The sequence below is a fragment of the Hypericibacter sp. genome, assembly GCF_050729195.1.
Classification (GTDB): domain Bacteria; phylum Pseudomonadota; class Alphaproteobacteria; order Dongiales; family Dongiaceae; genus Hypericibacter.
On record NZ_JBOHKS010000023.1, the window covers coordinates 1 to 14,191 of the forward strand.

Annotated in this window: 13 protein-coding genes and 1 pseudogene; 1 reads left to right on the top strand and 13 read right to left on the bottom strand. The window is 63.2% G+C overall.

What is annotated here, in order from left to right:
- From ACREE8_RS01645 to ACREE8_RS01655, 3 genes and pseudogenes are all read right to left on the bottom strand, one after another.
- Nucleotides 1-809: pseudogene (locus ACREE8_RS01645) on the bottom strand (hypothetical protein); the annotation flags it as partial.
- 619 nt (nt 810-1,428) lie between these two features.
- Nucleotides 1,429-2,805, bottom strand: coding sequence for an ATP-binding protein (locus ACREE8_RS01650; RefSeq protein WP_431571234.1), 1,377 nt, complete (start codon nt 2,803-2,805; stop codon nt 1,429-1,431).
- Nucleotides 2,792-3,469, bottom strand: coding sequence for a winged helix-turn-helix domain-containing protein (locus tag ACREE8_RS01655; protein ID WP_431571235.1), 678 nt, complete (start codon nt 3,467-3,469; stop codon nt 2,792-2,794). Before ACREE8_RS01655 ends, ACREE8_RS01650 begins: the two co-directional genes overlap by 14 nt.
- 539 nt (nt 3,470-4,008) lie before the next feature.
- Here ACREE8_RS01655 and ACREE8_RS01660 point away from each other — a divergent pair.
- Nucleotides 4,009-5,187 (top strand): hypothetical protein, encoded by a 1,179-nt coding sequence (locus tag ACREE8_RS01660; protein ID WP_431571236.1) that lies wholly within the window; start codon nt 4,009-4,011, stop codon nt 5,185-5,187.
- 246 nt (nt 5,188-5,433) lie between these two features.
- Here the strand turns inward: ACREE8_RS01660 and ACREE8_RS01665 are convergent, their stop codons facing one another.
- The 10 genes from ACREE8_RS01665 to ACREE8_RS01710 all read right to left on the bottom strand — a co-directional run.
- Nucleotides 5,434-6,162, bottom strand: a complete 729-nt coding sequence (locus tag ACREE8_RS01665) for a gamma-glutamylcyclotransferase (protein ID WP_431571237.1) — start codon at nt 6,160-6,162, stop codon at nt 5,434-5,436.
- A 56-nt stretch (nt 6,163-6,218) separates the two neighbouring features.
- The gene (locus tag ACREE8_RS01670; RefSeq protein WP_431571238.1) at nt 6,219-7,229 is read right to left on the bottom strand and encodes an ornithine cyclodeaminase family protein; all 1,011 of its coding nucleotides are present in this window, start codon (nt 7,227-7,229) and stop codon (nt 6,219-6,221) included.
- Nucleotides 7,230-7,259: 30 nt separating this feature from the next.
- A complete protein-coding gene (locus tag ACREE8_RS01675; RefSeq protein WP_431571239.1) occupies nt 7,260-8,357 on the bottom strand; it encodes an alcohol dehydrogenase family protein in 1,098 nt (365 codons plus the stop codon).
- Nucleotides 8,358-8,389: 32 nt separating this feature from the next.
- Nucleotides 8,390-8,605 (bottom strand): hypothetical protein, encoded by a 216-nt coding sequence (locus tag ACREE8_RS01680; protein WP_431571240.1) that lies wholly within the window; start codon nt 8,603-8,605, stop codon nt 8,390-8,392.
- Entirely contained in the window at nt 8,602-9,360 is a 759-nt protein-coding gene (locus ACREE8_RS01685) for a COG4280 domain-containing protein (protein WP_431571241.1), read from the bottom strand. The genes ACREE8_RS01680 and ACREE8_RS01685 overlap by 4 nt, the downstream gene beginning before the upstream one ends.
- A 52-nt stretch (nt 9,361-9,412) precedes the next feature.
- Nucleotides 9,413-10,360, bottom strand: a complete 948-nt coding sequence (locus ACREE8_RS01690) for a succinylglutamate desuccinylase/aspartoacylase family protein (protein ID WP_431571242.1) — start codon at nt 10,358-10,360, stop codon at nt 9,413-9,415.
- A 39-nt stretch (nt 10,361-10,399) separates the two neighbouring features.
- On the bottom strand, nt 10,400-10,657 hold the full coding sequence (locus tag ACREE8_RS01695) for a hypothetical protein (RefSeq protein ID WP_431571243.1): 258 nt from the start codon (nt 10,655-10,657) through the stop codon (nt 10,400-10,402).
- A gap of 180 nt (nt 10,658-10,837) precedes the next feature.
- The gene (locus tag ACREE8_RS01700; protein ID WP_431571244.1) at nt 10,838-11,908 is read right to left on the bottom strand and encodes a HalD/BesD family halogenase; all 1,071 of its coding nucleotides are present in this window, start codon (nt 11,906-11,908) and stop codon (nt 10,838-10,840) included.
- A 227-nt stretch (nt 11,909-12,135) separates the two neighbouring features.
- Nucleotides 12,136-13,026: a pentapeptide repeat-containing protein gene (locus ACREE8_RS01705; RefSeq protein ID WP_431571245.1), complete on the bottom strand. Its 891-nt coding sequence runs from the start codon at nt 13,024-13,026 to the stop codon at nt 12,136-12,138.
- A gap of 227 nt (nt 13,027-13,253) precedes the next feature.
- Nucleotides 13,254-14,191: AMP-binding protein (locus ACREE8_RS01710; RefSeq protein WP_431571246.1), on the bottom strand; the 938-nt coding region annotated here is incomplete at its 5' end.

Here is a 14,191-nt window from a genome sequence, read left to right on the forward strand (position 1 = left end):
ACGGTATCGTTGCCGCCATCGAGCGTGTCATTGCCGCTGCCGCCACTGATCGTATCGGCGCCGGCATGCCCGTCGATGCTGTCACTGCCACCATTGCCGTTGATCTGATCCGGCCCCCCATAGCCAAGGAGCGTGTCGCCCTGGTTGGTGCCGTCGACCTTGACCTGGACGAGCAGGGAGATATCTCCCGAAACGGGGTCCACGTCCGAAATAACGCCGATATCGGCGGCGTACAGCTTGAACTCGAGCGCGCCGGGCTCGACGATCGAGGTTTCCGCCGTCTTCAACAGATGGTCGAAGGACCCGTAGGGTACACTCACCGACTCGGTCAGGCTCAGAATTTCCGCGTGGTCCTGGGCGATTGGAAATGCGTTTTCCTGATCGTACTGGTCGCCGACCTGAGGATGTGCCTCCATGATGATGCCGGGCTCGGCACCATTGACACCCGCCCGCCAGGAACCTGCGGTACTGACATGGCCATTGTCAAACGACTTGGCGTCTTCGCCGAAGTACCAGACAGTGCCGTCCTTGTTCTGCGCGAAATAGTCGAGGGTGTTCTCTGCCAGAACCCCGTCAGTGGTCGTCACGTCCCTGACCACGACGCAGGTCACGCCATCGATCACCTTGGTCTGGCGAGTGACCTCGAAATTGTCGATCGTATGCCCATCGGGGCTCACCGACACGAATGTCGTGCCGGGTTCCAATGGCATAAACGGATTGTCGATGACAGGCACGAAGTCGGCGGGGGTGAGGGCACTGCTTACGGTAGCGGAGCCTTGGGTGGGCAACATCGAAAAATGCTTCGACATAGGAACTTCCTCCTATAGATGGATTTAATTTCCAGACATGGTCCCTCTGTTGGTCCTCTGATTCAGGCGGCATGGCGCGACTTCGGTGGCATGCGATTATCCGGCGCCATTGAGCACTTGATGCGACTGCAATTTGCCGTTGTCGTACCACCCTCGCGGCATCCAGTCCGCATCCGGCGGACCCACGACGAGCGTCCAGTTGTGGATCCGACTCCGACCGATGGCAAATTGAAGATATTTATAGATGCGGTTGGCGAAAGCCCGCGCAATGCAGAAAATGACATAGGAAACAATACCGTTGCGATTTCGCACCCGAGCTATTGGCCACAGAAATTTCACATGCAGCTGCACTCGCGATGACAGCGCCGATGAGATGACTCCACAGCGGCAAGCCGAGGACTTCGACAGCGGTCCGACGCAAAGTGACTGTTCGCCCGCGAATGGTCCTGGCCATCCTCGGTCTGCTTCATGGCAAGACCATAGGTCACTGCGAGGTAATTCAACGGGGGAGCTCACCTGTGCCCCAACGTTTGATTCGCGGTTCGGCGCGTCCGGCCGTAATCGTGGCGGGGTGGACTAGGTGCCTTCCGCGCCTCGGCTGATGGATGTCCCAGCCAAATCAGGAAGCCCGAGATTCCATCGGGAAGCTGACGAGAACGCGCAGGCCTGGATCATTGTCGGCGAGCTCGATCCTGCCGCCATGAAGTATGACGACGGCCTTGACCAACGACAGCCCCAGGCCACTTCCGGGTGTCGTGCGACTTGTCTCCAGGCGCACGAACCGCCGGAGAACAAGGTCGCGGTCGGCGGCCGGAATTCCGGGGCCCGTATCGGCAACTTCCAGCTGCGCTTCGCCAAGGGCGCGCAATACTTTCACCGAAATCGTCGTGCCAGAACCAGAATGCTTGATTGCATTCTCCAACAGGTTCGCCAATGCCTGGGCGAGGAGGCCATGGTCGCCCCAAATGACCACGTTGGGTGCGATCTGCGCCTCCAGTTTCTGCCGGTGATCCTCGGCGACCAATGCATAGGCTTCGGAAACGCGACCGGCGATTTCACTCAAGTCCGCTTCGACGAAATCTCTCGCAACCGTTCCGGCTTCGACCTGCGCGATCTTCAGCAGTGCTGAAAAGATGCCGAGAATCCCATCGACATCTTCGATCGCATGATCGATCGCCATCCCTAGCCCCGCTACCGACTGTTCCTTACGGCGTGCAACCTCCAGTCGTTGCCTGACCCTGCCGAGGGGAGTGCGGAGGTCATGGGCAATATCGTTCGTAACCTGCTCGACATTGGTCATCAGGTCCTGAATTCGATCCAGCATCCGATTGACATTGGCCGCCAGGCTGTCGATCTCGTCGCGGGACCCTTCGACGGGAACTCGCCGGGATAGATCGCCCTCCATGATCGCGTACGTCGCCTGACTGATGGTTTCGACGCGTCGCACAAGCCTGCCGCCAAAGAAAACTCCACCTGCAAGGCCGAGTATGAGTGTGAGACTCGCCGTCCAGGCGAGAGAGCGCAGCAGGATGTTCTCAGCCCCTTCTATGTCTTGACGGCTAAAGCCAACCATCAGAAATCCGGCATCGAAGGGCCGCCCAACAACCAGGTAGCTATCCATGGCCGCTGGATCGTCCCTTTCCGTGCGAAAGGGCTGGAGTTTCATTTCCCGCCAGCCGGAGAACGGCGCGATACTGCCCACGTTCCCCGCCACCGTCGCCGCCTGGCGATCAAGAAGTAAATACACCGCCGAATCTCCCTTCTCGACCAAGCCATCATTCACATCGGCGGCAAGCGCATTAAACCTTTCGGTCTCGTAGGTTAACATCAAATCGGCCGCCTCTGCTTCAACCTGAACCCGCAAGCTGGCCGTCATCGCCTGGGTGACAAGCCAGAATGTCACGGCGAAGAGAATGGCGAACGAAGCGGCGACAAGCAGCGTGTAGCCCAACGCAATACGCGCATGCGTGGTCCTGAAGCGGTCAGCGAGCCACATCGAGCATATAGCCAACGCCACGTATGGTGTGGAGCAGCTCCTGACCGAATGGTTTGTCGATCTTGGTCCTGAGGCGACTGATGTGCGTCTCGATCACGTTGGTTTGGGGATCGAAATTGAATTTCCAAACCTTCTCGAGCAGCATTTTCTTGGTCACGACCTGCCCGGTATTGCGCATCAGATACTCAAGAAGCTGAAATTCTCGCGGCAGGAGTTCTATCGCCACATTGCCGCGAACGACGCTGCGATCGATCAGATTTACGACAAGATCGCCCACGCTCAGCGTCGTCTCCTGTTGGGTCATCGGACGCCGCCGCGCCAAAGCATCCACCCGTGCGCACAACTCGGCAAGCGCGAAGGGCTTGACCAGATAATCGTCCCCGCCTTCCTTAAGCCCTCGGACGCGGTCGGCGACGCTGTCCATCGTCGTCAGAAACAGAATGGGTGTCGCCACGCGCGCAGCGCGCGCTAGCCTGACCACGCTCAGCCCATCGAGATTCGGTAAACGGATATCGACCACAAGCACGTCAAATGACTCCTTGATGGCCTTTACCAAGCCCTCGCGGCCGTCGCGCACCTCCTCTACGGTATATCCCGTTTCCCGCAAGCCGTCGGCGACAAGGCCGGCCGTTTCGGCGTCATCCTCGATCAAGAGTATTTTCATGGTCCGACCCGCGCAGCCATTCCCGACATGCTCTTCTCCGGGCTAGGCTGATGGATGCATGTTTCCAGCCCCCGCGATTGTTCCTTCTGCACCATGCGTGCGTTTCATGAGAAGCTATGGAATTCTCAGGTAGTTGGTGACCCGTTCACCTGGTCGTCGATGTAGTAGTAGGCCGTTTCCGGCGTGAGTGGAAAGAATGGATTGGTCACACTGGAGCCGGACGGGGATATCTGCATCAGGAACCCGACCGACTTCTCCCGATACGAACACAGCCTGATTTGTCCCGGCCGAGTAGTTGATAGTTTGTATAGTTGAAGCCGGCCTTCTAAGTCATTGCGACAAACTCGATTCCTGGCGGTTGACCCTGACGGGGCGATAGTTTGGTGCCGAGCTCCTGTGTGTGCTCTTGACCTCCTTCGACCCTAGACTCCGTCCCGTTATCTTCAGTCGCTTCCATCAAATTGAACTCGTTCAGTCTTCCAATACAGAGCTGGATCGGAACGGCACCTTGGTGTTACGCGAGGGAACCGGACGAAGAAATGCACAGGTTCGTTCTGCTGCTCGGGCTGCTCCTGATGCAGTTATCCATAGGCCAAGCCGTCGCGCAGGAGGCCGCCCATTACAAAGAGCTTCACCTGACGCCGTCCTACTGCTCGGCCCCTTGTGTCGACTATGAACTGAGCAACGAACTCGAGAATGACTGGACCTTTGCCGCCGATCCCTCATCGCTCACGTCGAACAGCCTATACCCGACACTTGAGGCCCTTCTCGCAGTTTCGCCAGTCGACCAGGTTAGATTTATTGGCGGCTTTATCTACGAACCGGTCTCGGACGCGACGCCGGGCCGGAACCAGGCGTTCACCGATCTCGGCCTTTACGCCGATCTGCTCTATACGCAGTTCGAGGCTCGTCCGTTCGACCTTCGGGCTGGCAAGGTACATCCGTCATTCGGACGGGCTTGGGACGTTACGCCGGGTCTGCATGCCCAGGACATTCCCGGCAATTACGAGCTCGAGGAGCGAATTGGCGTTGCTGCCGCCTATGCCGTCGATGCCTGGGGGCTCGAGCACGTACTTCAGGCAAGCGCCTTCACCACCGATCGTACGGTTCTGAGCGAGTCGGCATTTACCCATAGACCGCGCACACGGCTTTCCGACGGTGGCGCTGGCAACACCAACGGAGTGTCATCGTTCTCTGTCACGCTGGACGGGTGCATGGACGCATCGGCGTTGAATTGCTATTCCGAGGGCGGTTTCGGGTACCAGCTCGCCGCGCGTTACCAAAGAAAAGGCAGAAGCGTCACAGACGAGGATGGCAACCCGATAAAGGCATATGACGAGAGCGGGTTCGCGGGATCCATCAACAAGGCAATCTCTATTGGAGACAAGACGCTCCGCCTGTTCTGCGAAGCCGCATACTTTCGGCACTTCGAGGGCGAGCAGGACGATGCGCTCTTTCTGACCGCTTCAAGCGAGCTGGATATCGACTCAATGTCTTACTCTCTGGCTTATACAAGCCAACAAGATCCAAATTCAGATGCTCGAAAACTGTTTGTCGATCTGGCGGTTTACTATGACCTCAGCGATTACCTGAGCATCGCCGGAGAGGAATGGACCATCGGCGCCGGGTATACCCTTGAACAAAATGGGGCTGACCATACGACTGCTCACCTGCTCAGCGTACAGATAACGATCGATCTCAACGGCAGTTTTCCATAGAGGAAGGCCTATACTCTTGGAATGCAGCCAAGATGAAAACCGACACTAGGCGACGCTCGATTTCGTCATCAGACGTAAGGCTCGCGCACCACGGCACGCCGTGGTCTAACAATGGCTCCATCATCATGCGATCGCGAGGCGTCGGTCAAAGAATTCTTAGTCGGGAAGTCTTTCTTTGCGCTTTAGGTGGAACGAGCGGTTGGAGCTTGTGGCAGCGTAGATCTGCCAGGCTCGAACTCTTGACCTTTATGGCGTCGCCGAGACCATCGGCAGAGAGGGCTCGATCTCGCCGGCGATCAGTTCCGCCACGCGCGCCTGGAGCTTCCAGAGATAGCGGTCATGGATGCCGAGGTCCTCGAGATGGGCCACGGTATGCATGAGATACTCCGCGCAGGATCCCCAATGGCCGCAAGCCTTGGCAAGGATGGCCGCGGTTTCCTCCAGGCTATGATCGCCGGCGTAATTGCCGGCCTTGGGGTCGATGGTGAAGGCGAGTGCGGTCATTCGCTTGCCGTCGCTGGTGACGGGGACCCAGCGCGGAAAATTGGCCGGCGGCTTGACGCTGATCTCGCGGCGTAGCAATTGCTCGACGCGTGCCGCGGCGTGCGCCGCTGGCAGCCGCTGGACGACGCCGCGGCAGGAGCCGCCGCGAGCGAGCCCCATCATCAGCCCTGGGCATTCCGGCGTGCCGCGAAAACGGACCAGACGCAGGCAGAATTTGCGGTGCCAGCCATGAAGATGCGCTGCGCGCTGCCCGTCGATGTCACAGGCGGGCTTCCAGATCAGCGAGCCGGCAGCGAAGAGCCAGACATCCTCGTCGGGCTCGCGCGCCGCCATCAGTGACTCGGTCAGGGCGCGGTAGTCCGCCTCGGTCATCGGCTCTTTCTTCATGACCCCGTGGCCGGGATCCGGCACGTCGCGATGCACCCGCGCCACCAGCTCGGGCGTCAAGCTCATCGCCGCGCGTCCGCTCATTGCTCGCGCCTCCTTTTCCGGAGCCGGCATCATAGCATCCGCTGTTCCGGCGTCGATCAGGCGTAACGCAGCTGGCTGCCGATGCCGAGTCGGCGGGCCTTTTCCAGGGTGAGGGCGCCCAGCGCGATGTCGGAGAGCGACAGGCCGCGATGCCAGAAGAGGATGCGCTCGGTCGGAGTCTCGCGGCCGGGTTTCAAGCCCGCCACGATCTGGCCCAGCTCGGCATGCAGCGTATCGGCCGTGAGCCGGCCCTCGTCGACATGGCGGCGCAGCGCACCGAAGGGGCCGGCACCGGCCTGGCCCCAATCATCCATCACCACCTTGTCCATCACGTCGGTCAGGTCGATCTCGACCGCGCTCATGGTGCCATAGGGGATCGCGAGCGCGCCGGGTCGGACCCACTCGGTCTTGAACAGCGGTTCCGGCTTATCGAGCCGCGAGGCCTCGACCAGGATGTCGGCGCCCGCGAAGCAGGATGCCCAATCCTCGGTGACGATGATCTTGCGTTTCAAGTCGAGCTCCAGCGTGGCGGCGAATTCCTCGCGGCTTTCCTTGCGCTTGGAATGGACCCGGATCTCCTTGAGATCGAACAGCCGGTTCAGGAGCCGGACATTCCAATAGGCGGTGCCGCGGGCGCCCACATGGCCCAGCACAGCCGAGTCCTTGCGGGCGAGATACTTGGCCCCGATCGCCGTGACGGCGCCGGTGCGCATCTCGGTGATGGCGGTCGCGTCGATCATGGCTTGCGGCATGCCGGTCGCCGGATCGAACAGCAGCAGCATGGCCATCTCGGAGGGGAGGTCGCGCTGCCAGTTGTCGATGAAGTCGCCCACGATCTTGACGCCGGCGAAGCCGCGTCCTTCGCCGGTCGGCAGCACGCCGCGCAGCAGGTTGAAATGGCCGCGGGTGTCGCGCGGGCGAAGATGCATCCGCGGCTCGATCACGGTCTGTCCGCGGCCCTGCATCGCAAGGCTGGCCTCGATGGCACCGAGGATCTCCTCGTCGGTCAGCGCCAGGGCCTCCATGTCGGGGCCGTTGAGATAGGTGAAATGGATCGGCGAGGACATCGTGGCACTCTTGCGGGGGACAATGGAAGATCAGGCGGCGGGGAGGAGCACGATCTTGCCGGTATGCTGCTTGGTGAGGAATTCCTGTTGCGCGGCGACGATGGCGCTCAGGGGGTGAAGGCTGGCGATCACCGGCTTGATCTCGCCGCGCTCGATGTAGCGAACCAGGTTGCCGAAAACCTCCGGCTCCAGGATCGTGCAACCGACGAGGCGGAGATCCTTCAGATAGAGGGTGCGCAGATCGAGCGGCACGACGGGGCCGGCGATGGCGCCTGCCGCCGCATAACGCCCGCCGCGCCGCAACAGGTCCAGCAGCTGCGGGAAGGCCTCGCCGCCGACGACGTCGATGGCCACATCCACCTTCTCGCGCCCGACCTCAGCGACAAGGCCGGCGTCGCGGGGAATGACGCGGGCGGCCCCGAGCGAGAGGGCATTGGCCGCCTTCGACGCCTGGGCGACGGCGAGGACGGTGGCGCCACGACGCTTGGCGAGCTGCACCGCCGCGGAGCCGACCCCGCCCGAGGCACCGGTGATGATGACGGTTTTCCCGGCGCGGAGACCCGCGCGGGTGAGCATGTTCTCGGCAGCGGAATAGGCGCAAGGGAAGGAGGCCAGCTCGGCATCGGAGAGCGCGCTCTCGATGCGATAGGCGTGGGCCGCGGGTGCCACGGCGAACTCGGCGAAGGCGCCGTCGCATTCTGAGCCGAAATAGGTCGCGCGATAGGGATCGCCCCCAGCGGGCGAGCGGAACACCGGTTCGACCAGGACGCGCTCGCCGATCCGCGCCGGATCCACACCCGTCCCGACCGCGACGATGCGGCCGCAGGCATCGGCCCCCTGGATGCGCGGAAAGGCGGGGGCGGTGCCGGTCCAGCCGGCGTCTTCCGTCCTGGCGCCGGCAAAGCCGCCGGCACCGCCGGCCGACGTCGTCCCTTCGGTCACGGCCTTCGAGTACCAGGCTGTCCGGGTGTTGATGTCCGTGTTGTTGACGCCAGCCGCACCGACGCGGATCAGGACCTCGCCGGCCTTCGGCCGGGGCACGGGAACGTCGTCGCGATAGTCGAGCCGATCGAAGCCGCCATTGCCCGTGAGCAGGACCGCTCTCATCGTCTGCGGCGGCGTTTGCATGGGACGGCTCTCCAGCGGCGCAATGCCGGTTGTCAGGACCGCGAGCGTCGCGCCGACCGCGCGACATTCTCGATCAGGATGATGACACAGCCCACGAACAGAAGGATCGCGCGCCAGACCTCGGGCACGTCCAGGGCCGGAAGCGCCAGCGCCACGATCGCGACCCAGACGAGGATGCCGATCGCCAGGCTGCCATCGTCGATGAACAGGCCGACGATCTCGCGGACGATTCCGACGAGGCGGTTCATGACCGGCTCTCCGGCCGCGCGAGCGACATTCGCACCAGGGCGATCGCCAGCAGGGCCGCGGCGAGGAAGCCGAGGCCGAGCCCCGGGATGGCCCAGTCGGCGCCGGGCCAGGGATCGCCCAACCCTTCGCCGATCCAGAAGACGCCGAAGGCCGAGATCATGACTCCGACCACGAGCTTCAAGCCATTCTCCGGCACCTTGGTCAGCGGCTTGTGGATGAGCAGGCCCAGCAGCAGCACCGCCGCGAGGGCGGCGCCTGCGCCGATGCTGGCAGGGACGAGCATGCCGCCGGTGGCGCCGACGGCGATGACGATGAAGACCACCTCGAGCCCCTCGAGCGTCACGGCCTTGAAAGCGGTCGCCGTCGCGATCGCATCGAAGCCGCCGAGGCGGGAGAGCCCCGCGCTCCTCAACTCGGCGGTTTCCTTCTCATAGATCTTCTCTTCGTCATGGAGGGCGATGATGCCCGCGCCCCGCAGGATCGCCTTGCGCAGCCAGCGGATGCCGAACAGCAGCAACAGCACCCCGACCGTCAATTGCAGCCAGGTGATCGGGATCAGGCCGAGCGTGGGCCCGAGCAGCAGGATCAGCGCGACGAGAAGGGCCGCGCCCAGCCCGGCGCCGAGGAAAGCCGAGCGCCAGCCGCGAACCGTGCCGACCGCCAGCACGATCGTCAGCGCTTCGACGAACTCGACCAGCGACGCCAGGAAGGCGGCAAGGAAAGCGGACCCGGAATGAGCGTCGCCGAAAATCATGATCTCTCCCTCTCGCGCGTCCCCGGACCAGGGGGACGGCGCAGGTGCAAGCCTAGCGCGGGCGGGGCTTGCGTTCGACCGCCACCGTTGCCGCCCGCATGCCGACATGGAGGGCCGACAGCGGCTGGATCTCGAGCAGCAGGCCGGCCCCGGGCGCCTTGATCTCGCCCAGCGGCTCGCCGGTGAGGCTCCGCACCCAACCGATCCGTTCGCCGGCACCGACGTGGTCGCCCGGCCGGCGCTCGGCCTCGAACAGCCCGCCCCAGTCGCTGCAGACCGCGCGCCGTACCCAGGGGGCCGCGACCGGCCCTTGCCGCGGCAGACGGTCGGAGAGGTTGGGAGCCGCGTTCAGCAGGTTGATGATCGCCGTGGCGCCGCGATGGGCGCCGACATGGTCGATCGTGTGGAAGCCTGAAAGCTCCATGGTCACGGCAGGTTTGCCCTGGCGCACGGCCCAGGCCGACCAGCTCCGGTCGAGGCCCTGCAGGTTCGAGATCTTGGCCGGCATCTCGGCCACGACGGGGAGGGCGGAGCAGGCGGCCCAGCGCAGCACGCGCCGCTCGAGCCTCGCATCCCCGAAATGATCCAGCAGGACGAAGGGAACGCTCCAGCCGGCGGTGTGCACGTCGATCAGCGCATCATGCTCCTCGAGCAGGCCGGTCAGGGCATGGGCGATCCGATCCGCCAGCAGCCCGTCCGGCCGGCCGGGGAAGCGCCGGTTGAGATCGATGTTCTCGAGCGGGACTTGGCGCTGGCTGGCGCGTACCGCCAGCACATTGACGCAAGGGATGAGGGTGACCGAGCCGGCCGTGATCCAGTCCGCCAGTTGCTCGGCGGTATGCCAGAGGGCCGCGCTGGAAGTGATCTCGTCGCCATGGACGGCGCCGGTCACCAGGATCTTGGGACCCCGCGCGCTGGCACGGTAGCGCCAGCCGCGAAGGGCCGTGGAGAGGCCGGGATCGTCGTTCCCGAGGCTGATCTCGAGGGGTTGTCGGCGCATCGGGAAGTCCGGCCCGCGAGCGCGCGGCCGGGCTGTCGCTCAGCGATTGTGGGCGAGGAGCGCGCGACCGGTATCGGTCAGCTTGCAGACCAGCCATTCGGGCTTCAGCGGATTGCTGAACCAGGGCTCGGCCCAACCCATGTCGATGCAATGGCGGATGGTGCGCTCATTGATGCGCTGGCCCCACTCGTCGAACAGCGGCAGCTTGCCGCCGGGCTGCTTCAACCCCTTGCCGAGCCAGCGCAGCTGAGCCGAAGTCGGGCGCAGAGTCGTTGCGTGATGATTGGTCTCTAACATATTGGTTTTCATGACGACCCTCAGCGCACTTGATGTGCTATCTTAGGCCAAGCCGAGGATGCGGAAAAGCGACGTGACGTAAATCCTTGATCTCGGAGATACATCAGAGGGTTGTCGAATAGCGTTAACGCGAATCAAGGCGGTTATCCCCGCAACTCACGGGATTCGCCGCGCGTGCCCTCAGCTGGCGGTTTCGGCGCCGCCGGCTCCTTCCAACAGATCCGCAAGCGAGGAGGCGTCGGCGATGGCGTGGCGCAGTGCCATGGCGGCCTCGCGGGGCGTTGCGTCCATCGACAGGTCGGACATGACGGCTTCCAGCCGGCCATGCGCGAACCAAGCCTTGTGTCGTGCAAGTTCGGCTGGAATGCCGGGCTCGCCCCAATTGACGATCGACCCGACATTGGTTGGATCCGCGAAACGCGTGTCCCGCGCGACGAAGCCCGGCACCATGGTGATTCGCTCGCCTTTCTCCATGAGGCGCGTGGCCCGGTGGAGGACCAGGTTGCCCTGCTGGAAAAGCGCATAGCCTGGACCCGGAAAGGGCATGGATTCGATCTGGTCAGAGGACAGCTCGACGTTGCTGCCTTTGATCAGCCCGGCGACAGGCGCCGCCAGTTGTCGGGCCGCCGCCTCGCGCGTGCCGCGGAAGAACTGAAACAGCCCCCCCTTGATGGCCTTCGGATCCGTGACCATGAGGACGATGTCGAACCCGATGGAATCGGTATGCCAGGTATCGACATGGCGCGTGATGTCCTCGGGCGCATAGTTCACATAGAGCTGTTGCGACGGCATCGAGTGCGGGGCGAGTGCCGTGCCGGCGACCGACGACAGGAATGCGGCCAACTCGGGAGAGGTAAAGAGATCGCGCAGGAACCGCGAACGATAGACGCCACCTGTCAGGTAGGAGGCGGTCCGGTCGCTCTGCCAGCTGAGTTCCTTGAGCCGCAGGGCAATGGTGCGAGCTGTTTCTGCTCCTTCCTCCGACAAGACGCGAAAGGGCCCGGCCACGGCCACGGGGCTGGGCGAAGCCGCGATTGTGACCTTGTCATAGCCGAAGTCCGCGAGCGTCCATGTCCGCTCGGGCTGCGTGAACGCGAAATGGCGGCGGGGGTCGAAGCGAGGTTCGTCGTCGAGCGCGGCATAGCCCGAAGGATTCTGATGCGGGAAGCCCGGCGCCTCGGCCAGCCGTGCCTGCTCGTTTCCATGGGAAGCAGATGCGCCGGAGCCGTGCTTTGTCGCATTTCGGTTCATCGATACCCCTTCGCGCAGGCAAGCGCTCTATAGAGACTGCTCCGACGCCATAACGACGACAGCCATGATCATGGGCTCGCGCCGGGCGCTCACCGACGACCATAGTCCGAGCTGCTGCTCAAGGTAAGGGAGGGGGCAAAACCTTCTTCAAGGCCCGCATTGTGCCGGCTGGCCCGGGACGACGGCGTTCGCCTCGCAGGGGGCGGCACGCCTTCGACGATGGAGGCTCAGCCTCTTCGTGCGCCCTCGACGCGAGCCTTGCTCAGCGCCGTCTCGGTGATGAGGGCCGCTCGCAGGTCGGCGTTGCGCAGGTCGGTCTTGACCAGGCTGGCGCCCCGCAGGTCGCTCGCCACCAGCCGGACACCCGAGAGATCGGCGAAGTCGAGCCGGCAATGGCGCAGGTCGGCGCCGGAGAGATCCAGGCCCGCGATCTCGATGCCAGAGAGGTCCTGCCCGGAGAGGCTGAGGCGGACGCCCTCGACGCCGTAGCTGTCGATCCATTGTCGATGCTCCTGGATCATTTCCAGGAGATCCTCGAGCTCGAGCCGCTGGGGCAGCTTCACCATGCTGGCCGCCCATCCCGGCAACGTCGCCGCGGCGTCCCGGGTCTGGGAGAAGTCGGCCCCGTCGAGCCTGGCCTTCTCGAACTCCGAGCCGGCGATGCTGCATTCCTCGAACAGCGAGCCGCGCAGGTCGGCACCGGAGAAATTGACGTCGTTGGCCTTCACATTGAAGAGCGAGACCTTGTTGAGATTGGCGTTGGTGAAATCCGATCCCTCGATCGTGGCACCGGCGAAGGAAACCTGGGGCTCGGAATCATCGAGCCCCGGCGCCTTCCTGGCAGAGGGCAGGGCGGCGCTGCGGAAGGTCGCTTCGCTGGCATTGGTGCGAACGAACTTGGCGTTGCGGAAATTGCAGTTCTCGAACAGCGCGCGCACCAGATGCGCGCTCTCGAAATCGGCCTTGTCGAACGAGCAGTCGAAGAACTGGCCGTGACTGAGATCGCAACGGCGCAGATCGGCGCCGTCGAACTTGACGCGCTTGACGGTCTTGCCGGCGAAACTGACGCCTTGCAGCCAGCGGCCGCTGAGATCCTGGTCGGCGATCTCCATGACCATGACGGGTTCCTCCCTGGAACCGGACCATTGTGCCAGGAAAGCCTTACGCGAATCTTGTCAGCAGAAACGACTGAAAGATCGAGACAATTCGAGACGATTTTTCCGGAAGAGTTGAGGCGGCTGCGGCAGATCCAGGTTTTCGCGCGCAATCCAGGCCGATCGCCGTCGTCGGAAGACTGCCCGGATCCGTCAAAGTATGAACGGATCCTGGGAGCGCCGACGCACGGTCATGAGGGCAACTGACCCCCCACTTCGCAGAGCTTCCTTTGCAGGGTCATTCGGTCGACTTTGCCCGAAGGCAATAGCGGGAATTGATCGAGCATCAATAGGCGGGACGGACGCGCAAAGGCCGGAAGGCGCTTGGCGCAGGCAAGGCGCACGGCCGTCTTGATCGTCTCGCTGGGCTCCGCCAGCAGGGCGGCGTGGACTTCGGCGTTGCCATCCGCCTTTGCGACGAGCGCGGCAATGGCATCGCGAACGCCGGGTTGGCTCCGCAACACGGCTTCGATCTCGCCGAGGTCGAATCGATGGCCACGGATCTTGATCATCTGATCCTGGCGGCCAACGAGATGCAGCAGCCCGGCAGCATCCCTGTAAGCAAAATCGCCCGAACGCCAGGACTGAGGACGCCCGGAGAGGCGTCGCCTGGCAGTCAACTCCGGATCCTTCCAATAGCCGAGCATGACCGGCGCTCCTTCGACGCACAGCTCGCCGACCGCTCCATTTTCCACCTCCACATCCACGTCATCGCGCAGGGAGACGGTATATTCCGGCCTGTCGGGCCCGATCGGCAGTGAAACCAGGTCGTCGGGAAGATTCTGCGGAATCTCGAAGGAAGCAATGCGATAGACCTCGGTCGCTCCATAGTTGAACTTGAATCGACAGGCAGGCAGCGTTGCCATCAGCTGGCGCAGCAAAGGGATGGGGAAGGACTCGCCAAAGACACCCAGCATCCGCAGGGAACGCAAATCACGGGATGCCAATTCGCCGCTCTCGAGCAAGAGGCGAAGTGCGGTGATCGTGGACCGCCATACCGTCACGCGCTCTCGCTCGACGGCACCCGCGACGCCTGCCGGGATCATGGCTTCGCGATCGGAAAGCAGGAAAATCTGCAAGCCAGCAGCGAAGGGAAAGAACATATCGTAGGCGGCGTAGTGCAGATTGG